The 22886-nt window shown below is 72.0% G+C and carries 23 protein-coding genes; 8 read left to right on the forward strand and 15 right to left on the reverse strand.

The features are described 5' to 3' along the window. The first annotated feature begins 68 nt into the window (after window positions 1-68). Complete coding sequence (locus IAG42_RS16240; protein WP_188337707.1) at window positions 69-1151, forward strand: C40 family peptidase; 1083 nt, start codon at window positions 69-71, stop codon at window positions 1149-1151. Between the two features lie 1056 nt (window positions 1152-2207). Further along, window positions 2208-3557 (forward strand): PP2C family protein-serine/threonine phosphatase, encoded by a 1350-nt coding sequence (locus IAG42_RS16245; protein ID WP_188337708.1) that lies wholly within the window; start codon window positions 2208-2210, stop codon window positions 3555-3557. Between the two features lie 132 nt (window positions 3558-3689). Here IAG42_RS16245 and IAG42_RS16250 read toward each other — a convergent pair whose 3' ends face one another. The 3 genes from IAG42_RS16250 to IAG42_RS16260 all read right to left on the reverse strand — a co-directional run bounded on the left by IAG42_RS16250 (window position 3690) and on the right by IAG42_RS16260 (window position 5250). After that, on the reverse strand, window positions 3690-4037 hold the full coding sequence (locus IAG42_RS16250; protein WP_188341426.1) for a DUF2516 family protein: 348 nt from the start codon (window positions 4035-4037) through the stop codon (window positions 3690-3692). Between the two features lie 117 nt (window positions 4038-4154). After that, entirely contained in the window at window positions 4155-4781 is a 627-nt protein-coding gene (locus IAG42_RS16255) for a hypothetical protein (RefSeq protein WP_188337709.1), read from the reverse strand. Window positions 4782-4803: 22 nt separating this feature from the next. Beyond that, window positions 4804-5250, reverse strand: coding sequence for a helix-turn-helix domain-containing protein (locus tag IAG42_RS16260; RefSeq protein ID WP_223206026.1), 447 nt, complete (start codon window positions 5248-5250; stop codon window positions 4804-4806). A gap of 130 nt (window positions 5251-5380) precedes the next feature. On the opposite strand from IAG42_RS16260, the gene IAG42_RS38570 reads away from it, so the two are divergent. The 3 genes from IAG42_RS38570 (at window position 5381) to IAG42_RS16275 (ending at window position 8993) form a co-directional block, all read left to right on the forward strand. Beyond that, window positions 5381-5983, forward strand: coding sequence for a hypothetical protein (locus IAG42_RS38570; RefSeq protein WP_188337710.1), 603 nt, complete (start codon window positions 5381-5383; stop codon window positions 5981-5983). Between the two features lie 52 nt (window positions 5984-6035). Beyond that, window positions 6036-6497 carry a carboxymuconolactone decarboxylase family protein gene (locus IAG42_RS16270; RefSeq protein WP_188337711.1) on the forward strand — a complete coding sequence of 154 codons (462 nt, stop codon included), beginning with the start codon at window positions 6036-6038 and terminating at the stop codon, window positions 6495-6497. Between the two features lie 114 nt (window positions 6498-6611). Further along, complete coding sequence (locus tag IAG42_RS16275; RefSeq protein WP_188337712.1) at window positions 6612-8993, forward strand: ATP-binding cassette domain-containing protein; 2382 nt, start codon at window positions 6612-6614, stop codon at window positions 8991-8993. 206 nt (window positions 8994-9199) lie between these two features. On the opposite strand, the gene IAG42_RS16280 is transcribed toward IAG42_RS16275, so the two are convergent. The 7 genes from IAG42_RS16280 to IAG42_RS16310 form a co-directional block, all read right to left on the reverse strand. Next, complete coding sequence (locus IAG42_RS16280) at window positions 9200-11233, reverse strand: HelD family protein (RefSeq protein WP_188337713.1); 2034 nt, start codon at window positions 11231-11233, stop codon at window positions 9200-9202. Between the two features lie 63 nt (window positions 11234-11296). Then, on the reverse strand, window positions 11297-11977 hold the full coding sequence (locus tag IAG42_RS16285) for a TetR/AcrR family transcriptional regulator (protein WP_188337714.1): 681 nt from the start codon (window positions 11975-11977) through the stop codon (window positions 11297-11299). Beyond that, window positions 11974-13077, reverse strand: coding sequence for a phosphotransferase (locus tag IAG42_RS16290; RefSeq protein ID WP_188337715.1), 1104 nt, complete (start codon window positions 13075-13077; stop codon window positions 11974-11976). Before IAG42_RS16290 ends, IAG42_RS16285 begins: the two co-directional genes overlap by 4 nt. A gap of 54 nt (window positions 13078-13131) precedes the next feature. Further along, window positions 13132-14268, reverse strand: coding sequence for a phosphotransferase family protein (locus tag IAG42_RS16295; RefSeq protein WP_188337716.1), 1137 nt, complete (start codon window positions 14266-14268; stop codon window positions 13132-13134). Window positions 14269-14327: 59 nt separating this feature from the next. After that, window positions 14328-15218, reverse strand: a complete 891-nt coding sequence (locus IAG42_RS16300; protein ID WP_188337717.1) for a winged helix-turn-helix domain-containing protein — start codon at window positions 15216-15218, stop codon at window positions 14328-14330. A 118-nt stretch (window positions 15219-15336) separates the two neighbouring features. Further along, entirely contained in the window at window positions 15337-16155 is an 819-nt protein-coding gene (locus IAG42_RS16305; protein ID WP_188337718.1) for an HAD family hydrolase, read from the reverse strand. Beyond that, on the reverse strand, window positions 16104-17024 hold the full coding sequence (locus tag IAG42_RS16310; protein ID WP_188337719.1) for a winged helix-turn-helix domain-containing protein: 921 nt from the start codon (window positions 17022-17024) through the stop codon (window positions 16104-16106). The genes IAG42_RS16305 and IAG42_RS16310 overlap by 52 nt, the downstream gene beginning before the upstream one ends. A gap of 207 nt (window positions 17025-17231) precedes the next feature. Here IAG42_RS16310 and IAG42_RS16315 point away from each other — a divergent pair, with 207 nt between their 5' ends. After that, window positions 17232-17423, forward strand: a complete 192-nt coding sequence (locus tag IAG42_RS16315) for a hypothetical protein (RefSeq protein WP_188337720.1) — start codon at window positions 17232-17234, stop codon at window positions 17421-17423. Between the two features lie 177 nt (window positions 17424-17600). Further along, the gene (locus IAG42_RS16320) at window positions 17601-17786 is read left to right on the forward strand and encodes a hypothetical protein (RefSeq protein WP_188337721.1); all 186 of its coding nucleotides are present in this window, start codon (window positions 17601-17603) and stop codon (window positions 17784-17786) included. A 108-nt stretch (window positions 17787-17894) separates the two neighbouring features. Here the strand turns inward: IAG42_RS16320 and IAG42_RS16325 are convergent, their stop codons facing one another. Further along, window positions 17895-19160, reverse strand: coding sequence for a GNAT family N-acetyltransferase (locus IAG42_RS16325; protein ID WP_188337722.1), 1266 nt, complete (start codon window positions 19158-19160; stop codon window positions 17895-17897). 254 nt (window positions 19161-19414) lie between these two features. Then, window positions 19415-19981 carry an RsiG family protein gene (locus IAG42_RS16330; RefSeq protein WP_223206027.1) on the reverse strand — a complete coding sequence of 189 codons (567 nt, stop codon included), beginning with the start codon at window positions 19979-19981 and terminating at the stop codon, window positions 19415-19417. Between the two features lie 193 nt (window positions 19982-20174). Here IAG42_RS16330 and dtd point away from each other — a divergent pair, with 193 nt between their 5' ends. Continuing rightward, window positions 20175-20600, forward strand: a complete 426-nt coding sequence (dtd, locus tag IAG42_RS16335) for a D-aminoacyl-tRNA deacylase (protein WP_188337723.1) — start codon at window positions 20175-20177, stop codon at window positions 20598-20600. Window positions 20601-20602: 2 nt separating this feature from the next. Here the strand turns inward: dtd and ygfZ are convergent, their stop codons facing one another. From ygfZ to IAG42_RS16350, 3 genes are read right to left on the reverse strand one after another with little or no spacing between them, the layout of a single operon-like run. Beyond that, on the reverse strand, window positions 20603-21583 hold the full coding sequence (gene ygfZ, locus IAG42_RS16340) for a CAF17-like 4Fe-4S cluster assembly/insertion protein YgfZ (protein WP_188337724.1): 981 nt from the start codon (window positions 21581-21583) through the stop codon (window positions 20603-20605). A gap of 34 nt (window positions 21584-21617) precedes the next feature. Next, window positions 21618-22073 (reverse strand): Fur family transcriptional regulator, encoded by a 456-nt coding sequence (locus tag IAG42_RS16345; protein ID WP_188337725.1) that lies wholly within the window; start codon window positions 22071-22073, stop codon window positions 21618-21620. 40 nt (window positions 22074-22113) lie between these two features. Continuing rightward, on the reverse strand, window positions 22114-22686 hold the full coding sequence (locus tag IAG42_RS16350) for an FABP family protein (RefSeq protein WP_188337726.1): 573 nt from the start codon (window positions 22684-22686) through the stop codon (window positions 22114-22116). Window positions 22687-22886: the final 200 nt, after the last annotated feature.

Consider the following 22886-nt stretch of genomic DNA (forward strand, 5'->3'; position numbering starts at 1 on the left):
ACCATCCCCGAAGCACGCGCATGTTACTGACGGTAAATCAGGTTTCGGCTACTGCGGGGGCGGGGCGGATGAGCAAGCGGAGCACGACGACGATGGCGGCCGTGGCGGTGGTGTGCGCCCTGACCGTGCTGACGGCGCCGGGCGCGGCCTACGCGGCACCCGCTCCCCCGGCCTCCCCTTCGGCCTCGGCCCCCTCGGCACCCGCGGCCGGTGCGGGCACGGACCTCGAAGCGGTCCGCAAGAAGCTCGACAAGCTGTACCACGACGCCGCGCTGGCCACCGACGAGTACAACGCGGCGGAGGAGAAGGCCGACGACCAGTCCGTCGCCATCGTGAAGCTCGCCCAGAAGATCGCGGCCGGCCAGCGCAAGCTCGACCGTCTCAAGGGGCACGCGGGGGCGGCGGCCCGGGAGCAGTACCGCACGGGCGGCGTCCCGCGCGAGGCCCAGTTCCTGCTCTCCGGCGACCCCCAGCAGTTCCTCGACAACGCGGGGCGGGTCTACCAGGGCCAGCAGGCCACCAAGAACCTGATGTCCCAGCTGACCAAGACGCAGGACGACCTCGCGGGGTACGCGAAGGACGCCTCCGCGAAGTGGAAGCAGCTGGAGGAGGGCCGCAAGAAGAAGGCCTCCGCGAAGAAGCGCATCGAGAAGCAGATCAAGGCCGCGCAGAAGATCGAGAGCACGCTCGAGAAGAAGGAGCGGGAGCGGCTGCGCAAGCTGGAGGAGGAGGCCGAGCAGAAGGCCCAGACGGCCTGGCTGTCCTCCGGCGTCCTCAAGGAGATCAGCGGCCGGGCCACCAAGGCCGGCAAGAAGGCGGTGGAGTTCGCCACCGCGCAGCTCGGCAAGCCGTACGTGTGGGGGGCCGAGGGGCCGAAGTCCTACGACTGCTCGGGGCTGACGTCCCAGGCGTGGGCCGCGGCGGGGCGGCCCATTCCCCGCACCTCGCAGGAGCAGTGGAAGCAGCTCCGGCACATCGACGTGAAGGACATGCGGCCCGGGGACCTGATCATCTACCACGGTGACGCGAGTCATGTCGGCATGTACATCGGGGACGGGGCGATCATCCATGCCCCGCGGCCCGGGCGGTCGGTGACCGTGGCCGGGGCGGGGTCGATGGGCATATTGGGGGTTGTGCGGCCCGACGCGTAGGGGCTCCGCCCGGACCGGGCCCTCTCCCACGGAGCCTCACGCCCCGCGGGCCCGGCCCCCTCGACCCCTCTCGCGCCGCCCGGCCTCCGGCCCGACACCCCACACCTTCAGCCCGGGCCGTCGCGCCTTCGGCCCAGGCCGTCCCACCTCATGCCCGGGCTCGCCTCGCCTCCCGTCCGACGCCTCTCACCCTCAGCCCGGGCTCGCCTCATCCCCCAGCCCAGGCTCGCCTCGCCTTCAGCCCGGGCCGTCTCGCCTTCAGCCCGGCGCCTCTCGATTGGCCCGCTCCCTGCTCCCACCCACCCGCCCCCTCCGGGGGCGTCGGCCCGGCGGCCGGCCTCGGGCAGTGCCTTGGCGCCGGGTGCGCCTTTGGGTTGCCGGTAGCGGCGCCGCCGTAGGGGTCGAGGATCGTCGCCGGGTGCCGCGTCGTCGTGGCCGAGCGCGCAGTTCCCCGCGCCCCTCACGGAGCCCTTCCTCCCCGGCGCCTCTTGCCGGGGTGCCTCGCGACTCGCCCGGCCTCGGGCAGAGCACCACCGCCGCAGCGGTCCAGGATCATCGCCAGGTGCCGCGCCGTCGTGGCCGCTCGCGCAGTTCCCCGCGCCCCTCACGGGGTGCTTCTCGTTCCGAGGAGCGGCTCCGTCGTGGCCCTGGGGGCGCACGGAGTGCGGCCTTCAGGGGCGCGGGGAACTGCGCGAGCGGCCACGGCGGTGGTGCACCCGGCGGCCGGCGTCGGCCCCTGCGGCGGTGGCGCTGTAGCCGGAAGGTGAGGTGAGGGGGCATCACCCCGGCTACCGGGCGGTAGGCGTGATGGAGCGCACGTGACGCAGGGCACTTGGGGACGGGCGGTTGCGGTGGGGTGGCGTGATGTTCGTCATCCCCCACACAGGCCCGGAGGGCCAGAACGTGCCCAATTCCGTTACCCCTTGCGGCATATGACACTGGCCGTTTGCGGCTCACCATTCCGCTGAGCCGCCGGGTACCGCTAAGGTCCCCGTCTGGTGGGCCGAGGACCTTCGTCCCACCGCGCCCTCGGGGGGAGGGAAGGAAACCGAAGCGATGCCCGTACCCGTACCGCGGCAGAGAGCGATCCCGGCCGCGGAAGGTGGTCAGGCTCAAGCTGCGCCTACGACACCGTCCGCGGACCCGACCGCGCCGACGACCGCCCACGACAGCAACATCGGCAGCAACAGCAACAGCACGACCGTTCACGCATCGGCCGCGACCGGACCCGCCACGGGCCTGACGCTGCTGGTCATCGAGGACGACCCGGCCGGCTCCCTGAGCATCCCCGAGATGCCGGACGCCGCCGGAAAGCCGGTCCGCGTCCGCACCGCCCGCAACCTCACCGAGGCCGAGCGGCTGCTCACCGACGACGTGAACTGCATCGTGCTCGACCTCGCGCTGCCCGACACCCGTACGGCCCGCCAGGACGAGGACGCCGACGAGCTGGAGACCCTCCGGCACGTGCTGCGCCTCGCCCCGCGCCAGGCCGTGCTGGCCCTGACGGACTCCGGCGACGCCGAGCGCGGCGCCGAGGCGGTGCGCGTCGGCGCCCAGGACTACCTGTTCCGCGACGAGCTGGACGCCCGCATCCTGGGCCGCGCCGTGCGCTACGCCGTCGAGCGCAAGCGCGCCGACGTGGCCCAGCGCAAGCTCACCGAGTCGCGCCTGCGCGCCCAGGAGAACGCCCGCCTGGAGCGCGGCCTGCTGCCGACCCCGCTGCTCGACGGCTCCCCGCTGCGGTTCGCCGCGCGCTACCGCCCCGGCCGCTCCCGGGCCCTGCTCGGCGGCGACTTCTACGACGTCGTGCGCACCCCCGACGGCACGGTCCACGCCATGATCGGCGACGTCTGCGGCCACGGCCCCGACGAGGCCGCGCTCGGCGTCGAGCTGCGGATCGCCTGGCGCGCGCTGACCTTCGCCGGACTGTGCGGCGACGAGCTCCTCTCCACGCTCCAGCAGGTCCTGGAGCACGAGCGGGAGAACGACGAGATCTTCGCGACCCTGTGCACGGTGGACATCGCACCGGACGGCCGCCGCGCGGGCCTGTGCCTGGCCGGCCACCCCTCGCCGCTCATCGCGAGCCCCGGCCGCCAGGCGACGCTGCTCCCGTACGAGAACAGTGGACCCGCCCTGGGCCTGCTCCCGCGCGCCCGCTGGCCGCGCATGCAGGTCGAGCTGGGCCCGTCGTGGAGCCTGATGCTCTACACGGACGGCCTGATCGAGGGCCGGATCGGTGACGGCAACCGCCGCCTCGGCCAGGAGGGCATGGTCGACCTGATCCGCCGCAGCCGTGCGGCGGGCCTCCAGGGCGAGGAGCTCCTGGACTCCGCCGTGAACGAGGTCCGCGACCTCAACGGCGGCGAGCTGACCGACGACGTGGCGGTGCTCCTGCTGGACCGATGACGGTCCGATGACGCCCCGGTGACGGACAAGGGCGCGCCGATCCGGCGCGCCCGTCGTCGTCATCACCCCTCCCGAAGAGGCGTCACGGCCTCCGGAAGAGGCCTCACGTCACCACCGCCCGAAGGCGTCAGGTCACCGCCGACCGTTGTACGGCCCGTACGGGCCGTCGCTGCTGGAGCCGCCGCCGCGCCGCCAGCCGCCGCCACCGCCTCCGCCGACCTGCTTCAGGGCCGGGCGCACGTCCACGAAGAAGACGATCGACGCCACGAGGCCCGCGAGCTGCAGGAACAGCATCGGCACCAGCAGGTTCACCACGACCGCGATGCCCAGGATGATCAGCCAGAACGGCTTCGTCTGCTTGCTCGCGGCCCGGTACGCGTCCTCCCGGGCCACCGCGGCCAGCACGAAGGCGACGACCGCGAGCACGAGCATGGCGGTGTAGAGCAGCCACACCACGTTGCCGAAAGCCGACATCAGCACAACGCTCACCCACCCAGAGTTCCGAGACGACCCGTACGCGGGTCACCGTACCCGTAACAACGGGCCGGGCACCCCGAAGGTGCCCGGCCCGTCGACGTACCCGTCACGCGGCGCCCCTCACTCGGCGGGCGGCGTGGCCTTCTTCGCGGCGGGCTTCTTCGCCGGGGCCTTCTTCGCCGCGGGCGCCTTCCGGGCGGCGGCCGGGGCCTTCTTCGCGGCGGGCCTGGCGGCCGGAGCGTCCTTCTCGGCGGCCGGCGCGGCGGCCTGACCGGGAACGGTCTCGGGCTCGGCGTCCGGCTCGACGGCCACGGCGATCTCGTTGATCTCCTCGGCGGCCTCGCCGCGCCACGCCTTCACGGTCTCCTCGCCGTGCTCGGCGACCTTCTCGTACGTCTCACGCGCCTTGACGGCGGCCTCGGCGGCGAAGCCGACACCGCGCAGCGCGTACTCCTGGGCCGTCTCGCCGAGCTTCTTCAGATCGGTGTCGAGCACGGCCACGAACTCGCCGACCTTGGCGGTCAGCACGGCCTGCGCCTCCTTGGCGCGCGCCGTGGCCTTCTCCTGCACGTCCTTGGGGTCGGTGCCGCGCACGGCCTCGAAGCGGGCGGGCGCCTCGGCGCGCAGCTGCTCCACGAGGCCCGGCACCTTCTTGGCCTGCTGGAACGCCAGCTCGGCGGTGCCGGCGGCGAAGTACAGCGGGGTCGGGTCGCTGAAGGTCTTGCGGAGGTCGTCCTTAATGGCCATGGGGTGGTCCTCCCGGATCACATCAACTGCTGCTTGAGGGCTCGGCATCGCCGTCGGTGCCGTCGTCGTGCGTCCCGCCGTCCGATCCGTCCCTGTCCCGCGGTGAACGCTCCGCTCGCGCGGCCGCGTTCTCCTTCCGGAACGACTCGTAGATCTGCAGCAGGACCTGCTTCTGACGCTCGTCGAGCGAGGGGTCGGCGAGAATCACCGCACGCGTCTCCACCTCGTCCCGCTCCCGCTCCGCGTCGAGGATGCCCGCGCGCACGTACAGCGTCTCGGCGGAGATCCGCAGCGCCTTGGCGACCTGCTGGAGCACCTCCGCGCTCGGCTTGCGCAGCCCGCGCTCGATCTGGCTCAGATACGGATTGGACACCCCGGCGGCATCGGCGAGCTGCCGCAGGGACAGCTGCGCGGTGCGCCGCTGCTCGCGCAGGTATTCGCCGAGGCTTCCGACGTTGAGCGATGCCATGCTTCGATACTGCCCACCCTCGCTAACAATTGCAAGCAGCCGCTTGCAGAAGTGTTCCATGTCATCGCCGGCCCCTGCCCCGGGCCCCGGCTCCGGGTTCCCGCTCCGGCCTCCGTCCTACACTCCCGCCATGCCGATTCAGCGCCGACCCGCGGGCCCCGTCGAGGATCAGTTGTCGGTCGTCGACACCCTGCTCGCCCTCCCGTACCCGGAAAGCGAGCGCGCGTCCGAGGCGCCGCGAGGATGGGGCGGGCCCGGCTTTCACATCGCCGTGCTCCACCGGAGCCGGGACTTCTGGGACCCGCCCGGCCCGGAGGCGTTCACGCGGGCCGAGGAGGAACTGGAGGCCGCCCTCACCGCACTCGTCACGGCACTGACCGGACGCCACGGCGCCCCCGGCACGGTCGACCTGTTCCCCTACCTCGGTATCTACGACGGCACCGACGAGCCCGAGGAGCCCCTGGACCTCGACGACGTGCCCGAGCCGCTGGCCTCCCTGCGCAATCTCGCGGGCAGCCTGCACGTGTGGTCCGTCCCGACCGCCGGCCGCTGGCTCGGCGTCACCGTCGGCCAGGCCGACCGGGAGGAGCCCTACGAACTCCTGGCCGCCGTGGGCGAGGCAGCCACGCTCCCGCAGGCCGCCACCCGAGTCACGCGCCCTCCCGGCTCACAGCCGTCTCCCGTTCCAGCCGCCCCAGCTTCTCCGGATTGCGCACCGCGTACAGACCGGTGATCACCCCGTCGTCGAGGCGGAGGGCGACGACCGCGTCGAGCACGCCGTCACGGTGGACAGCGAGGGCCGGGTGGCCGTTGACGGCAAGCGCTTCTACCGGGCCGGTGCCGCGCTCACGGGCCTGCCGCCCGCCCTGTCGCAGCTGGTCGAGCTGCGTGCCAGCCAGATCAACGGCTGCGGCTGGTGCGTCGACGTGCACAGCAAGGAGGCCGCGGCGGCCGGCGAGAGCGCGGTACGGCTCGCGCTGATCGCGGCCTGGCGCGAGTCGACGGTGTTCACCGAGGCCGAGCGGGCGGCGCTCGCCCTCGCCGAGGAGGGCACCCGGCTGGCCGACGCCGCGCAGGGCGTCAGCGACGCGACCTGGGCCGCGGTGCGCGCGCACTACGACGAGGAACAGGCGGCGGCGCTCGTCTGCCTCGTCTCGATGATCAACGCGGCGAACCGGATGGGCGTGATCACCCGGATGCGCGGCGGCTCGTACGCACCGGGCGTGTTCGCCGCGCTGGAGGACTGAGGTCACGTAACAGCGGCCTCGGGTCAGGAATCGAGAAGCCTCGGTGCCCGCCGGCGACTAGCGTCGGCGGGGACGGGGCCACTCGCCGAGGCCCCACCGACGGATGGAGCCACGATGAGCAGCCGAGCCGGCCGGCAGGACGCGCCGCACGCAGCCGACACCCACGACCTGATCCGGGTGCACGGAGCGCGCGAGAACAACCTCAAGGACGTCAGCATCGAGCTCCCCAAGCGGCGGCTCACGGTGTTCACCGGCGTCTCCGGCTCGGGCAAGAGCTCGCTGGTGTTCGACACGATCGCGGCCGAGTCGCAGCGGCTGATCAACGAGACGTACAGCGCGTTCGTGCAGGGCTTCATGCCGAACCTGGGCCGCCCGGACGTCGACGTGCTCGACGGTCTGACCACGGCGATCAGCGTCGACCAGCAGCGCATGGGCGGCGACGTGCGCTCCACGGTCGGCACGGCCACCGACACGGGCGCGATGCTGCGGATCCTGTTCAGCCGGCTCGGCACCCCGCACATCGGCTCGCCCCAGGCCTTCTCCTTCAACGTCGCCTCGATCAGCGGCGCGGGCGCCGTCACCGTCGAGAAGGGCGGCCACAAGGTCAAGGAGCGCCGCGAGTTCAGCATCACGGGCGGCATGTGTCCGCGCTGCGAGGGCCGCGGCAGCGTCTCCGACATCGACCTGACCCAGCTCTACGACGACTCCAAGTCGCTCAACGAGGGCGCGCTGACCATCCCCGGCTACAGCATGGACGGCTGGTACGGGCGCATCTTCACCGGCTGCGGCTTCTTCGACCCGGACAAGCCGATCCGCAAGTACACCAAGCGCGAACTCAGCGACCTCCTGTACAAGGCCCCCACGAAGATCAAGGTCGAGGGCATCAACCTCACCTACGAGGGCCTCATCCCGAAGATCCAGAAGTCGATGCTCTCCAAGGACGTCGACTCGCTCCAGCCGCACATCCGCGCCTTCGTCGAGCGCGCGACGACGTTCGCCGTGTGCCCGGAGTGCGAGGGGACGCGGCTGAGCGAGGCGGCCCGCTCCTCGAAGATCGCCGGCATCAGCATCGCGGACGCGTGCGCCATGCAGATCAGCGACCTCGCCAAGTGGATCGGCGAGCAGTCCGAGCCCTCCGTGGCCCCTCTGCTCAGCTCCCTGCGCCAGACCCTCGACTCCTTCGTCGAGATCGGCCTCGGCTATCTCTCCCTCGACCGCCCCTCCGGCACGCTGTCCGGCGGCGAGGCGCAGCGCGTGAAGATGATCCGCCACCTCGGCTCGTCCCTCACGGACGTCACGTACGTGTTCGACGAGCCGACCGTCGGGCTGCACCCGCACGACATCCAGCGCATGAACGACCTGCTGCTGCGCCTGCGCGACAAGGGGAACACGGTGCTCGTCGTGGAGCACAAGCCGGAGGTCATCGCTATCGCCGACCACGTCGTCGACCTGGGGCCCGGGGCGGGCTCGGGCGGCGGCACGATCTGCTACGAGGGGGACGTCGAGGGGCTGCGCGCCAGTGACACGGTGACGGGCCGTCACCTGGACGACCGGGCCCGTCTGAAGGAGACGGTGCGCGAGCCGAACGGAAAGCTGGAGATCCGCGGCGCCTCGGCCCACAACCTCCAGGACGTGGACGTCGACATCCCGCTGGGCGTGCTCACCGTCGTGACGGGTGTGGCGGGGTCGGGCAAGAGCTCGCTGGTGCACGGTTCGATCCCGGCCGGGGAGGGCGTGATCTCCGTCGACCAGGCCCCGATCCGCGGTTCGCGGCGCAGCAATCCGGCCACGTACACGGGGCTGCTCGACCCGATCCGCAAGGCGTTCGCCAAGGCCAACGGGGTCAAGCCGGCCCTGTTCAGCGCGAATTCGGAGGGCGCGTGCCCGGCGTGCAAGGGGGCCGGGGTCATCTACACCGAGCTGGCGATGATGGCGGACACGGCGACGGTGTGCGAGGAGTGCGAGGGGCGGCGGTTCCGGTCCGACGTGCTGGAGTACACGTTCGGCGGGCGGGACATCAGCGAGGTCCTGGCGATGCCCGTCGCCGAGGCGGAGGCGTTCTTCGCCGAGGGTGAGGCCCGTACGCCGGCCGCTCACAAGATCCTGACCCGGCTCGCGGACGTGGGCCTGGGCTACCTCACGCTCGGCCAGCCCCTCACCACGCTCTCCGGCGGCGAACGGCAGCGTCTGAAGCTGGCCACGCACATGGCGGACAAGGGCGGGACGTACGTCCTGGACGAGCCGACCGCCGGGCTGCACCTCGCGGACGTCGAACAACTCCTCGCCCTCCTGGACCGCCTCGTCGACTCCGGCAAGTCGGTGATCGTGGTGGAGCACCACCAGGCGGTCATGGCCCATGCGGACTGGATCATCGACCTGGGCCCGGGCGCGGGCCACGACGGCGGCCGCGTCGTCTTCGAGGGCACGCCTTCCGAACTTGTCGCTTCCCGCGCGACCCTGACGGGGGATCATCTGGCGGCTTACGTGGGCGGGTGAGGCCGGGGGCTGCGGGGGGTGAGGCCGGGGGCCTCGGCCGATCCGGTGGGCCGGCGTGCGGCCGATGAGATCGCGCACGAAGTGCGCATCCCAGGGGCGCGGGGCCGCATCGATCAGCGGCTCCGCCGCGGGGCGCGACCAGCCCCCACCGGCGGGTGAACGCACGACAACATCGGCCACCCACGGCGACGGCGGGACCCCCTCGCTCAGAACGGCAGTTCCCGGCGATGGATCACGTCCAGGCGGGAAACGGCTCGGGTCAGTACCACGTACAGCCGCTCCAGCCCCCGCACCTCCGCCTCCACGATCCCCGCCGGTTCGACCACCACGACGTGGTCGTACTCCAGGCCCTTGGCCACCCCGGCCCCGAGCACCGTCACCCGCTCGCCCAGGTCCTCGACCCCACCGGCCCGGACCCCCGCCCCGTCCAGCGCCTCCCGCACCACCCCCACTTCGGACTCCGCCGCGATCACCCCCACCGACCCCTCCCGCCCCAGCGCCCTCCTTACGGCGCCCACGACCCCCGCCGCGAGATCGTCGACCCGCTCCACCCGTACCGTCCCGTCCGCCCGCAGCGACCGCGCCCCCGGCACCACCACGTCGATCCGCTCCCGCACCCGCTCCGCCAGTTCGAGGACGGCCCCCGGGACCCGGAACCCCACGGTCAACGGCACCACCACCGCCTCCGGCTTCCCCAGGTGCCGCAGCAGTCCGCCCCATTCCCGCGCGGCCCAGGGCGTGGTCCCCTGGGCGAGGTCCCCCAGTACGGTCAGCGAGCCGAACGCGGCCCGACGGGCGATCACCCGCGCCTGCATGGGCGAGAGGTCCTGCGCCTCGTCCACCACGATGTGCCCGAACCCCTCGGGCCGCTCGATCAACCCGGCGATCTCGTCCAGCAGCACCAGATCGGCCGCCGACCACCGCACGGACCGCCACGACCGCGCCGGCCGGCCCCACACCAGCGCCCGCCGCTCCTCCTCCGACAGCAGCCCGCCCCCCGCGGCCCGCTCCAACTCCCCCGCGTCACCGAGCAATCCGTGGAGCACCTCCTCCGCCCGCACCCGAGGCCACACCGCGTCCACGAACGCGCTCACGCACCGCGCCCGTTCCACCCGCCGCACCCACGCCGCCGGCACGGCCCCGGCCCGCCGCTCCGCCAGCTCCCGTACGTACCGCACGACCCGGCTGCGTACCCGCTCGCGCCCCACCTCGTAGGGCGGCTCCTCGGCGAGCACGTCTTCGACGACGGACACGAGGACCTCGACGGGCACCCGCCACCGGTACGAGCCGTCGGGCACGGCGAGCGCCTCGCGCACCCCGTCCGCCGACACCCGCGCGTACAGTCCGCGCCGCAGCACCTCGGCCATCCGCACGTCGTGCTTGAGCCTCTCGGCGTCCGCCGTGTCCCGCCCCCGCGCCTCCCCCAGACCCACCAGCTCCTCGACGGTGGACTGCCGCACGCCCGCCTCCCCCAGCGCCGGCAGCACGGCGGAGATGTACGAGAGGAAGGCTCGGTTGGGCCCGAGCACGAGCAGCCCCGACCGCTGCACACGCTGCGGAAACGTGTAGAGCAGATACGCGGCACGGTGCAGACCCACCGCGGTCTTCCCGGTGCCGGGCGCCCCCTGCACGCACAAGGAGACGCCCGCGTCCTCCCGTACGAGATCGTCCTGCTCGGGCTGGATGGTCGCGGCGATGTCCCGCATGGGCCCGACCCGGGGCCGCTCGATCTCCCCGGCCAGAATGCGGCTGCCGCTCAGCTGCACGCCCGTGCCGAGCAACTCGTCCTCGAACCCGCTCAAGTCACCGGATTCCCCCACGCTCCCGGGCGCCCACCCGAACCGCCGCCGCGTGTCCACACCCTGTGGATCCTTGCCGCTCGCCTGGTAGAAGGCGCGGGAGACGGGCGCCCGCCAGTCCACGACGAGCGGCGGCGCGGCCGCGTCCTCACTGATCCGCAAGCGCCCGACGTGGTAGCTCTGCCCGGCGTGCTCGCCACCCGCGGCGCCGAAATCGAGCCGCCCGAAGAACAGCGGCGCCCGCGGCAACTCCTTGAGCCCCTTGGCCTGACTCCGCAGCTCGTACCCGAGCACCTCGGCGTCGGCCCCGGAGGCGGAGGCGTTCTCCCCGATGACGACCTGCCGGTCGGCGCTCTCGATCATGGCGCCCAGAGCGGCCCGGCACCGCTCGTGATACCGCCGCTCGACGGACAGGGGTTCGGAGGGGTCGAGAGAATCCATCCCCCCACGCTAACGCAACCGAGTCAAAAACTTAACTCGGTTACGTTTCAGCGTCCGGGCGGTCTAGTCGCTCCGAACCGCCCCCACTCCCCGCTCCAACTGCCGGAACCCCACCTCGGCCGCGCGCACCGCACCCTCGGCCACGTCATCGGCCGACTCCCCGCCGACCACCCGCCGCACGTTCTCCTGGGCCAGAATCCGCTGCACCGCCACCACCTGCCCCGCCGCGAGCCGCGCCTCGACCCCGCCCCAGCCCTCCCTCACCAACGCCTCGGCCAGGGCCAGCTCCGACCGCTCCTGATACCCCGAGAGCCGCGCCACGAGCGCCGGCGTCCCGTAGAGCAGCCGCAGATACGCGAGCACCGCCGGATGATCACAGACCCCGGTCACCGGATCCCGCCGCGCGACCCCGTCCAGAAAGTGCCGCCGCAGGGCCCCCACGACGGACTCCCCGTCCGCCCGCCCGGCCACCACCCGCGCCGCCTCGTCCTCGTGATCCGCGAACCGGTGGAGAACGAGATCCTCCTTGGACGCGAAGTACCGGAACACGGTCGGCTTGGACACCCCCGCCGCCTCGGCGACCTCGGCCACGGACACCTTCTCGTACCCCTTCTCGAGAAAGAGCCGCACAGCACTCTCGGACAACACCTCCCGAGTCCGCTGCTTCTTCCGCTCACGGAGACCGGGTTCACGGCCCGCGGAGGCCGAGGGGGACGAGGTACTGGAAGGGGTGGGGTCGCTCATGATGCGGCAGCGTAGCCGCGGCACCACCGGCCCAGCGCGGCGGCGACGACCGGCACGCTGGGCACGGAGTCGAGCCCGAGCGGCACCGCGCCCCGGTCCAGCACTTCCCTCAGCCGCACCGCGTCCCGCAACAGCCCGACCGGATCCGCCGCACCGCCGCGCAGCGCCAGCGCGACCCGGACGATGTCCGTGAACACCGACTGCGCCCGCTTGAAGCCCAGCAGCAGCGGCAGGTCCCGGCCCCACCCGCGCGCCCCGCCCGGCCGGACCCCGGAGACGGCCGCGGACCACAGCCGGGCCACCGTCCGCTCCTGCCAGGCCGGGTACCGCATGAGGTGCAGATGGGTGGCCAGGTCGTAGAGCGGATCTCCGACCATGGCCAACTCCCAGTCGATCACCCAGAGTTCCTGCCGCGCGTCGACGATCAGGTTCTCCCGGTGCAGGTCCCCGTGGACCAGGCAGAAGGGCCGCTCGCCGAGGCCGGACACGAAGCGGCGCAACCGCGCCGTGGCACCGTCGTCGACCCCGAGATCGCGGAACAGGCCGCCGACCTCGTCCGCGTGCGCCGCGTGGACGTGCTCCTCCATGTAGGAGATCAGGCCGTCGAGGAAGGCCGCGCTGTCGCCGTCGGCCACCGCTTCGGGTGCGGGGCCGCGGCGGGGCAGGCGCACGGAGCGGGGCCGGATGGAGGCCAGTTCCCGGAACACGTCGACCATCTGCACCACCAGATGGCCGGGCACGGCCGCATCCGCCGGATGCAACTGTCCCAGCGTCGCTCCCTCGATGAAGCGCTGCAGTCCCTTCCCGTCCACCTCGATCAGCTCGGGAACCCGGCGCACCCGCCGGTGCAGCGCTCGTACGACGTCCTCCTCCGACACGAAGGACCGGCGGTCGAACCGCACGAGACCCGGGCGCGCGGCCCGGCTCTTCCAACGGCCCGGCGGCGCACCGCGCCTGCCGCCGCACCCGGCGCCCAGGGGGATCACGTACGTCTCGTGGTGGTGGCCGGCCAGCGGCCCCTCGATCGCCGAGACGTCGCCGCAGAGTTCGACGGCCGACCGCCAGGCAGCGCTCGTCCTGTCGTCCGAATAGCCCCGCATGAGAGCCCAGCATCGGCTCCGCACCTCGCTCCCGCAACGGTGCCCCGGACTCCGCTAGGCGTCCGCCGGCCTCCGCCCGTGCTGCTCGCGGTGCCAGGCGCGCAGCGCCTCGTCCGCCCGTGCCCGGTCCAGGGGCTTGTCGGCGCCGAGGTCCAGCGGCTTCCACGCCCGTTCCATCGCCCGCAGGACCCGGTCCGCGGCCGCGGCGAACTCGGCGTCCGACGGCGCCTCCCCCAGGCCGATCGCGGCCCGCATGACATCGGGGAACACGGACTGCACGTACTCGAAGTCCACGTAGTGCGCCAGGTCGGTGTCCATGCCGGCGGTCATCGCCTCGTGCCCGTTCGCCCGCATGGCCTGCGCCCACAGGTCGGTCATCCTGCGGCGCTCGGCGTCGTCGTAGTCCATGCGCACCAGGTGGGTCGCCAGGTCGTGCAGCGGGTCGCCGTACAGGGCGAGTTCCCAGTCGATGACGCAGAGCCGCTCCCGGCCGCCGGGCGCCCGGCCCACCACGACGTTGCCCCGGTGCACGTCCGTGTGGAGGACCGCGTACGGGCGGTCGGTCAGCCGGTCGGGGAGCCGGGTCATGAAACGCTCGATCGCGTCGTCCGGCACGCCCACGGCGCGGAAGAGGCCGCCGAAGCGCTCCTCGTTCACCCGGTGCACCTTGTCGTCGGCGAACTTCGCGAGCCAGCCCAGGAACTGGCGGCTGTCGCCGGGCTGTGGCCAGTACGCCTCGGGCGGGGAGGGCATCCGCTCGACCGGCACGGACGCCAGCCGGGCGAAGAAGCCCGCGAAGTGGCGCAGGCGGTCCTCGCCGACCGGACCCTCGGGCACCAGTTCCGACAGGGGCTCACCCGTCAGATACGAGTGCAGAGACCATTCTCCGAAATCGGCCAGACACCGCGGCACCTCGCCCACCGTCGCGCCGACCGCCCGCAGCACATCGGCCTCCCGGCGCCACAGCCGCGGTACGACCTCCACCGTCCGGACCGGGACGCGGAACTTGCCGCGGACACCGAGCGCCCGCACCCCCACACCCAGCAGCAAGGCCAGGGGCACGCCGAGCGGAAGGACCAGGTTGGTGTTGTGATACCCCGTCACCACGTCGCCGCCCGGGGCACGGCGTCGCGCCTCCGCGAGCTTGCGGATCAGCGCCTGATGCGCTCTGCGAGGCAGAGGTGACGACATGAGCGCTCAGAGTAGCGGCTGGGACACGTGATCTCACGGCGTGTCACCATCTGGACAGCTCATTCCTGAGGTTGTGCGACGTGTTCCCACACCCGGTCGAACAGCAGCTGCTCCGAGTCCACCATCGCCTCGTCCCGGGCGCCCCGGCCCTTCTCGAACGTCAGCATGGGTGTCTCCGCGCCCTCGACGTCACGCAGCATGACCGGCTCCGCGTACCCGTCGACGTCCCGCAGGAAGCTGCCCGGGATGTAGTGCCCGAACAGCACCTCCCGCCGGTTCAGGAGGTACACCTTGCGGGTCGGGGTGCCGCGCAGGGTGCGGAACTCCAGGCTCACGTCGATGCCGAGCTCCTTGTGCATCCGCGCGAGGATGCCCGTCAGGATCGTGCGCTGGTTGGCGCTCTGCGCCTTGTTCCGCCGGTCCATGGCGTCGTCGAGCTTCTGGTCGTGACCCCAGCCCTTCTCGGGCGCCGGGTAGTCGAGCCGGTCCTCCACCCGGGGCAGCAGCACCCGGACCCGCACCGACTCCGGCCGCTTGTGCTTCGCGTACAGGGCGCCCATCAGCTGTCCGAAGGCGAACATCATCGTCTCGGAGGTCAGGCTGACCACGTCCAGCTCCACATGCGGAGCCTCGAACGCCACTTCCAGCCGGGGCCCGAGGATGCTCCGCGCGGACAGTGTCACGTCCCGGGCCGGCTCCGCCCGCGCGGTCGGCGCCACCTCCGGCGGACTGCCTCGGCCGACCGCCGTGAGCAGGCCTTCTCCCTCGAGGATCTTCAGCGCCTGGCGCACCGCGCTGCGCTGCACCCCGAACGTCTCGACCAGCTCGGCCTGCGTCGGGAGCCGGCTGCCTCGTGCCAGCTCTCCGGACGAGATCCGTGCGCGCAGCCGGTCTGCGATGTCCGCCGCCGAGGGCCGCTCGGTGGTGGTCTCGCGCGTCCCGCCGTCCATGCGACACACCCCCTTCCACCGAACCAAGTCCTCACAACTCTACGCCAGTTGGCAGCCAACTCTCCCGGACGTGCACGAGGACGGACGATGAGGGCAGGTCAGGGGCCGGACAGCGGGTTCAGCCGAGAGCGCGCACCGCGATCAGGACCGGTTCGAGATCCGTGACCAGGTGGCGGGCGCCCGCCTCGCGCAGGGCCGCCGCCTTGGTGGCGTTGCGGGCGTAGCCGAGGAAGGAGACCCCGGCGGCGCTCGCGGCCGCGCAGTCGCTGGCCGCGTCACCGACCATCAGCGTGCGCGCCGGATCAGCCCCCATCGCGTTCAGCGCGCGCTGCAGCGACCACGGATCGGGCTTCAGGCGGGTCAGTTCGCTCGCCTCGCGCCCGTAGATGTGCGGCTCGAAGCAGCCGGACAGGCCGCGGTCGTGTACGTACCGGCGTGCCGCCTCCGCCGAGTTGTTCGTGGTGATCGCCAGGCGGACGCCCACCGCGCACCAGGTGCGGATGAGCGGGTCCGCGTAGGGGGTGGGCCAGGCGGTGGGGACCGCGCGGAGTTCCTGGGCGGTCAGGCTCTGTTCCAGGGCCATGACCAGGTCGGTCCGCGGCTTGTCGCGGGCGAGGCGGGCCAGCGTGCCGTGCGGGTCGCGCAGCTCCCGCTCCTCCTCGGTGAGCATCTCGCCGAGCCCCTGCGACTCCAGCCAGCGCTCCTGCAACTCGGCTATCCCGAGGGCGGGGCGGCCCGCGAACAGCCGGCAGATGGGTCCGTCGAAGTCGAGGAGCACGACGCGCGTGCCCCTGAGCAGTCCGATCAGTTCGGGATCGATCATCTCCCGCTGCGATTGCGTCTCTTCAGCCACAGGAACAGTCTGCTGCGTCGTATCTGAAGTCACTAGGTGAGTGTCAGGTCCGACGTGATGGTTTCCCAGAGGGCGTCGAACCACTTCTGGGACTCCTCGACGAAGGCGCGGTCGCGGTGGCCGGCGCGGTGTTCGAAGGAGAAGAGGAGGGCCTGGGTGCCGGTGGCGGCGTACATCTCCAGGGTCGTGCCGCTGTCGATCTCCTCCTCGCGGCGCTGGACCATGTAGTACGAGAGGAGGGCCTCCTCCTCGTTGAGCAGGTAGAGCTTGACGGGCGGGGTGAACGGCAGGGCGCGGAAGGTGACCTTCACGTCGATGCCGTGGGAGGAGCGCAGGGAGCGGAGGTTGTGCCGCAGGACCTGGCCCTGCGCGTTGCGGGTGGCGAGCCAGCGCCGGTGGACGGGGTCCTCGCCGTCGCCCTGGCCGGAGTCGGCGACCGGGACGGGGAAGGCCAGGTCGATGTCGCGGCTGGGCAGCAGGATGCGTACGTCGATGGACTCGGGTCGCATGCGTCCCTCGTGGATCAGCCGCAGTGGCTCGCCGAGGGCCAGCATCAGGGTCTCGGAGGTCATGCAGACGGCGTCGATGCGGACCCGGGGCGCCTGGAAGGCGTCGACCAGGCGCGGGGAGAGCGCGACCATCGTGGGCTGCGGTTCGTCACCGGCCGGGGTGGAGGGCGCGATGCGGGGCGGGCTGCCCTTGCTGCGGTTGGCCAGGAGTCCGTCGGCCTCCAGGAGTTGGAGCGCCTGACGGACCGTGCCGCGCTCCACGTCGAACTGCCCGGCGAGCGTGGCCTGGGTCGGCAGCCGGTCGCCCGCCTTGAGGACCCCCGCCCTGATCCGCTCGCGCAGCTCGTCGGCGATCTCCTGCGCTCCGGGCCGTCTGCCGCCCCCGTTCAGGGCCGCCCCGGCGCCCGTACCCGCCGCGGCCTGCGTGCCTGCACTACCAGCCATGTCCGCCACGCTCTCCTGAGTCACAACCAAACGCTACAACTTCCACGGATTTGGTGGGAGTTGTTGGAACCTTGTTTATCCACAGCGACCAAGCGGGGACAACTACGGTGTAGTTGGTTGCCAACTTGGCGCAAGGTGGCCGTGGCTGGCAGTTACCTGGACCAACCCTCCCGCACCACGTTCGTCGTACCCAAGGAGGTAAGAGCCATGCCCTTCCTGAGCCTCCTCTCCGCGGTGTTCGTGATCACCTTCGAACAGCTCGTCCAGTGGCACTACGGCCCGGCCGGAATCGCGGGCCTGCTGCTCCTGACGATCGGCCTCAAGGCCCGGAACGCCACGTGCAGCTCCATCGGGGCGGCCCTGCTCGCGATCATGGTCGCGGGCCCCGCCCTCCACTGAGCCTCAACTTCCCGCCATCTTTGGGGAGTTGACGTGAAGGTGGTTATGACTCGGAACACAGCGGAGATAAGTACCAATGAGTTGGTGACCAACTTGGCCGACATGGTCGGCCCGCCTCGCAGGTTGGCGTCAGTCACAGAGGTTGGTCCGCGTCACCGCCCGAAGGAGGTCAAGACCATGCCGCTCTTCGCCATCGTCGTCGCCGCGCTCGCCATCGGCTTCGAACAGCTCATCCAGTGGAAGTACGGGCCGATGGGCATCATCGCCTTCATCGCGCTCTCCGTCGGCCTCAAGGCCAAGAACACCGTGATCAGCGGCATCGGGGCGGTCGTCCTCGTCATGCTGCTGGCCCAGAGCGGCTGACCGGGCTCCCTTCCGGAGGGGAGCCGGGAGCCCGGTCGGTCTTCAACAGATCGGCAGTTCAGCAGCAGGCACAGCGCAGCACCGCACCGCACCGCGCAGCACCGCGGTTCAGAACATGTCGGGGCACCACGGGCGCCGCGACGTACGCAACAGGGCGTCGGCAACGGCGGCGGCGCCCGCCTCCTCCTCGACCACCCGGCCCAGGGCGGCGAGCCGCACCGCGGACACCTCGCCCAGCCACAGCGCCCCCAACTCCGCGACACCGAGCGTGAGCTGGGGTGCCGCGGCGCTCGGCACGCACGTCGCACCGTCGGGCGCCGCATCCCACGCGAACCGTCCCCCGGCGAGCCCCGCCTCGTCCCGCACCTCGATGACCAGCGCCCCGCTCGTCCCGTACGACCGCGCCTCCAGGGCCGCCGCGACGTCCAGGAGCCGCACCCACATCGCGTCCGACTGCCGCACGATCCGGGCCGCCCGGGGGTCGGGCAGCAGGTCGGGCAGCAGATCGTCGGGGGCGCGCAGGCCGCTCCGCACGACCGTCACCCAGTCGATCGCGCAGACGTAGTGCCACAGCGCGCGCTCGGCGGCCGGCGTCTCCCCGAACAGGTCGAGCACCGTCGCCGTGCACACCGGCTGCACCGCGTCGCTGAACTTCCCCTCGATCCGGTACCGGAGCAGGCCCTCGACCTCACCGCGCGCCGAGCGGTACAGGGCGAAGAACGGCTCCGTCCACGGCTCCTCGGGGGCCGCCGCGAGGCCCGTGTCACGGTCCCACCAGGACGGCTCACGGGAGACCATGCCGGCGACCCGGGTACGGAGCCGGTCGTGCAGCCCCGGGCCCTCCTTGCGGTACTCCGCCGCGTCGACCAGTTCGATCGTGGCGCCGTCCTCGGGGGCCGACCAGCGCGGGCCGAGGCCGGTGCGGGGGACGTCGATCTCCCAGGTCGTCGCGGTGGTGGCGGGGCCGAAGCCGTAGCGGCCGTAGATCGGGTACTCGGCGGCGATCAGGGTCGCCGCGACGTCCCCGCGCTCCTTCGCCTCGGCGAGGTCGTCCGCCATCATGCGGGTGAGCAGGCCGCGGCGGCGGTGCGTGGGGGTGACCGTTACGTTCGTGATCGCGTCCGTCGGGACGGTGGCTCCGCCCGGGACCGTCAGGGTCTGGGCGAAGGAGCGGAACGTGGCGACGGCTCGGCCCGTGTCCGTGAACGCGCCGCGGACGCGGGAGAGGTCGAACTGGGCTCGGCGGCGGTCGACGGTCTCGTCGGAGACGGTGGGAGAGCGGACGAAGCCCGTGTTGAGCGCGCGGCTCCAGGTCCGGACTTCTTCCGGGGTGATCGGGCGGACGGTTTCGGCGGGGCCGGGGCGGGTCGTCATGAGGTCACGCTAGGTCGGCCCCGCGCCGGTGTCGCCCCGATTTCGGCCCCCGCCGCAGCTCCGCCTCTTTGTCGCCGGGTGCCGCTCCGGTGGGGGCTGGTCGCGCAGTTCCCCGCGCCCCTGGAGATGCGCACTTCGTGCGCTCCATCGGGCGGTCACCTGTCGGGGAAATGCGACGCGAAGCGTCTGCATTTCAGGGGCGCGGGGAACTGCGCGGTCAGCCCCCACCGGCCCGCGGACCGCGACGCGAGAGGTCAGCCCCCGAGGAGATCGGAGACCCGCGCCTCACCCTCCCGGTAGCGACGCGCGATCTCACCGCTGCAATCGTCGGCGACCCGCTGCAGGACCTGCCGGCGCCGCGACACCTGCTGCTCGAACCGGACGAGCCGCCCCAGCCCCGCGTCCAGCTCCGCATCCGTCCGCGCCCCGAGATCCGACAGCTCGACCTCCGCGAGCATCCCCTCGGCCAGCGACCGGAACTCCTCGCTGTGCGGCGTGCCCAGCGTGACGTGCCGGGCCGAGGAGCGCTGCCCCGTCGGCTGGTCCCGCAGGATCTCGGAGAGCCGGTCCACGACCGGGGACTCCGGGTCGCGGCGCCGGGCCAGCTCGGCCCGCAGGATGTCGATCCGGCCCTGCAGCAGCCGCCGTACGTACGACAGGTCGGCCTCGTCGCGCTGGGAGTCGCGCCGCACCGCCCGCAGTTCGGCGAGGCTCAGCGCGGGCAGGTCGGGTGCGGGGGCGGCGGGCAGCGCGGGGCTGTCGACGCGCTGCACCGGCGTCCGGGAGAGACCGGAAAGCCCCGTGCTCGGCGTGTGGTTCATGGGATGCGCGTGCGTATCCATGGGCTGTGTACCGTCCCCTCGACCGGACCGACGCCGTGCGCCCCTGGCGCACCACGTGGAAGCATCGTGCCACTCCGGGTGGCCGCTTCGCGCGCGTTGCCCCATATAGGCCCCGGATGGGGGGTTCGGGAGGGCGCCCGAACGGGTAGGCGCGGCACGGCATGATGACCGTATGCGTGCAGTGGTGCAGAGAGTGGACGGCGCGAGCGTCGTCGTGGGAGACGAGACGGTCGGCGAGATCAAGGGCGAGGGCCTGTGCGTCCTCGTCGGGGTCACGCACGAGGACACGAAGGAGAAGGCGGCCCAGCTGGCCCGCAAGCTCTGGTCGATCCGGATGCTCGGCGACGAGAAGTCGTGCAGCGACATCGACGCGCCGCTGCTGGTGATCAGCCAGTTCACGCTCTACGGGGACGCCCGCAAGGGCCGCCGGCCCACCTGGAACGCGGCGGCGCCCGGCCCGGTCGCCGAGCCGCTGGTCGACGAGGTCGTGGCGCAACTGCGGGCGCTGGGCGCGACGGTGGCGACGGGCCGGTTCGGGGCGCAGATGCGGGTGTCCCTGACGAACGACGGCCCGTTCACCGTCCTGCTGGAGATGTAGGGCTACGGCTCGACGACGACTTCCTGGGCGGCGGCCGTGGTCTCCGCGATCAGCTCCGCGTCGACCGGCACGTTCCGCTTCACCAGGGCGAGGGCGATGGGGCCCAGTTCGTGGTGGCGGGCCGAGGTGGTGACGAAGCCGATCTTCCGGCCCTCGGGGCCGTCCGCCGCGAGCCGTACCTCGGCGCCGTGCGGCGGCAGGTGCACCTCGCTGCCGTCGAGGTGCAGGAAGACGAGGCGCCGCGGCGGCTTGCCCAGGTTCTGGACGCGGGCGACGGTCTCCTGCCCCCGGTAGCAGCCCTTCTGGAGGTGGACGGCGGAACCGATCCAGCCCAGCTCGTGCGGGATGGTGCGGTGGTCGGTCTCCAGGCCGAGCCGGGGCCGGTGCTGCTCGACGCGCAGCGCCTCGTAGGCGAGCAGGCCGACCGCCGGGCCGTTCTGCTCCGCGTACGACTCCAGGTCGGCGCGCGGCAGGAACAGGTCGCGGCCGTACGCCGTCTCGCGCACCGCCACCCCGTCCGGCACCGGGGCGATGGAGCCGGCGGGCAGGTGGACGACGGCGAACTCGTCGGTGCGGTCGGCGACCTCGACCCGGTAGAAGAACTTCATCGACTCCAGGTACGCGAGGAGCTCCTCGCGGGTGCCGGGCTCGATGTGCGCCCAGGTCGTCGTGCCGTCGTCGACGAGGTAGAGGGCGTGCTCGATGTGTCCGTTCGCGGACAGGATCAGGGCCTCGGTGGCCTGGCCCGGGGGCAGGTCGCTGACGTGCTGGGTGAGCAGCAGGTGCAGCCAGCTCAGCCGGTCCTCGCCGGTCACGGTGAGGACGCCGCGGTGCGAGAGGTCGACGACGCCCCGGCCGTCGGCGAGGGCCCGCTGCTCGCGGAACAGATCGCCGTAGTGGGCGGCGACACCTTCGTCCCGGCCCTCGCCGGGAACGGCGCCGGGCAGGGTCAGCAGGGGGCTGCTCGTGGAATGTCGCTGCATGGTCACACAGACTACGACGACGGCCCGGACCCGCTTATTCCTGCGGGTCCTCCCCCGGATCCGGGGCGGAGGCGCGGGCCGCGCAGTCCCGGCAGCGGCCGAAGATCGCGAAGTGCTTCAGGTCGGTGTCGAAGCCGTGCTCGGCGCGCAGCTTCGCGGTGAAGTCCTGGGCCGCGTCGACGTCGACCTCGATCACGTTCGTACAGTCGCGGCACACGAGGTGGATGTGGTGGTGGCGGTCGGCCAGGTGATAGGTGGGGGCGCCGTGCCCGAGGTGGGCGTGGCTGACCAGGCCGAGCTCCTCCAGGAGCTCCAGGGTCCGGTAGACCGTCGAGATGTTGATCCCCGACGCCGTCCTGCGCACTTCGCACAGGATGTCGTCGGGGGTCGCGTGCTCCAGGGTGTCGACGGCTTCGAGGACAAGCTGACGCTGCGGCGTCAGCCGGTAGCCGCGCTGCCTCAGGTCGCTCTTCCAGTCGGTGCTCACCACACCGCCGAGTGTAAGACCTGGCCCGAAAGACCCGGAGGTCCTACTTGAAGAAGGCGATGCCGTCGTCGGGCATGTCCGGGAGGTTGCGCGCCATCTCGGCGACGTCCTCCGGCGAGACGACCTTCTTGAGCTGGGCCGACATGTAGGGGCGCAGCGGGACCTCGGGGGTCTGCTTCTCGCCGACCCACATCAGGTCGCTCTTCACGTAGCCGTACAGACGCTTGCCGCCGCTGTACGGGCCGGAGGCCGCCGTGCGGGCCACCGCGTCCGTGGCCAGGTCGATCTGCGGCTTCTTGTCGGCCAGCTCGCCGTACCAGACCTCGACAACGCCGTCGTCGCGGACCATCACGACCTCGACCTTGCGGTCCTTGTCGATCCGCCAGAAGCCGGACTCGGACTCGAGCGGCTTCACCTTGTTGCCGTCCTGGTCGAGGATCCAGGTGTGCGAGTGGTACTCGAGGAAGTCCCGCCCGTCGTGGGTGAAGCTGACCTCCTGGCCGAAATTGGCCTTCTCGGCGCCGGGGAAGTCGGTCACACCGGCTCCCGCCCAGTTGCCCAGGAGGAAGGCGAGCGGAACGAGCTCGGGGTTCAGGTCGGACGGGATCTCGATCATGATCTGGGGCTTTCCTCGAAGGGGGTCAGCGCTGGCCCTGGTACAGCTTCTTCACGGTCAGACCGGCGAAGGCGAGGACGCCCACGCAGACCAGGACGAGCAGAGCGGAGAAGAAGGCCTCAAGCACGGGTGCTCCTCGGTGAGCGGCACTAGCGGACTAGCGAACGTAAGCGGACAGAGCCGGACCCCACTCTATCCGT

This window comes from Streptomyces xanthii (assembly GCF_014621695.1).
Taxonomy (GTDB): domain Bacteria; phylum Actinomycetota; class Actinomycetes; order Streptomycetales; family Streptomycetaceae; genus Streptomyces; species Streptomyces xanthii.

Coding starts and splice junctions, on each gene's coding strand:
- IAG42_RS16320 (WP_188337721.1), top strand. CDS start 17,601: ATGCCGCTCTTCGCCATCGTCGTCGCCGCGCTCGCCATCGGCTTCGAA.
- IAG42_RS16315 (WP_188337720.1), top strand. CDS start 17,232: ATGCCCTTCCTGAGCCTCCTCTCCGCGGTGTTCGTGATCACCTTCGAA.
- IAG42_RS16330 (WP_223206027.1), bottom strand. CDS start 19,981: ATGAACCACACGCCGAGCACGGGGCTTTCCGGTCTCTCCCGGACGCCG.
- IAG42_RS16255 (WP_188337709.1), bottom strand. CDS start 4,781: ATGGCCATTAAGGACGACCTCCGCAAGACCTTCAGCGACCCGACCCCG.
- IAG42_RS38570 (WP_188337710.1), top strand. CDS start 5,381: ATGCCGATTCAGCGCCGACCCGCGGGCCCCGTCGAGGATCAGTTGTCG.
- IAG42_RS16295 (WP_188337716.1), bottom strand. CDS start 14,268: ATGTCGTCACCTCTGCCTCGCAGAGCGCATCAGGCGCTGATCCGCAAG.
- IAG42_RS16240 (WP_188337707.1), top strand. CDS start 69: ATGAGCAAGCGGAGCACGACGACGATGGCGGCCGTGGCGGTGGTGTGC.
- IAG42_RS16275 (WP_188337712.1), top strand. CDS start 6,612: ATGAGCAGCCGAGCCGGCCGGCAGGACGCGCCGCACGCAGCCGACACC.
- IAG42_RS16290 (WP_188337715.1), bottom strand. CDS start 13,077: ATGCGGGGCTATTCGGACGACAGGACGAGCGCTGCCTGGCGGTCGGCC.
- IAG42_RS16280 (WP_188337713.1), bottom strand. CDS start 11,233: ATGGATTCTCTCGACCCCTCCGAACCCCTGTCCGTCGAGCGGCGGTAT.
- IAG42_RS16325 (WP_188337722.1), bottom strand. CDS start 19,160: ATGACGACCCGCCCCGGCCCCGCCGAAACCGTCCGCCCGATCACCCCG.
- dtd (WP_188337723.1), top strand. CDS start 20,175: ATGCGTGCAGTGGTGCAGAGAGTGGACGGCGCGAGCGTCGTCGTGGGA.
- ygfZ (WP_188337724.1), bottom strand. CDS start 21,583: ATGCAGCGACATTCCACGAGCAGCCCCCTGCTGACCCTGCCCGGCGCC.
- IAG42_RS16260 (WP_223206026.1), bottom strand. CDS start 5,250: ATGGCATCGCTCAACGTCGGAAGCCTCGGCGAATACCTGCGCGAGCAG.
- IAG42_RS16350 (WP_188337726.1), bottom strand. CDS start 22,686: ATGATCGAGATCCCGTCCGACCTGAACCCCGAGCTCGTTCCGCTCGCC.
- IAG42_RS16285 (WP_188337714.1), bottom strand. CDS start 11,977: ATGAGCGACCCCACCCCTTCCAGTACCTCGTCCCCCTCGGCCTCCGCG.
- IAG42_RS16300 (WP_188337717.1), bottom strand. CDS start 15,218: ATGGACGGCGGGACGCGCGAGACCACCACCGAGCGGCCCTCGGCGGCG.
- IAG42_RS16245 (WP_188337708.1), top strand. CDS start 2,208: ATGCCCGTACCCGTACCGCGGCAGAGAGCGATCCCGGCCGCGGAAGGT.
- IAG42_RS16310 (WP_188337719.1), bottom strand. CDS start 17,024: ATGGCTGGTAGTGCAGGCACGCAGGCCGCGGCGGGTACGGGCGCCGGG.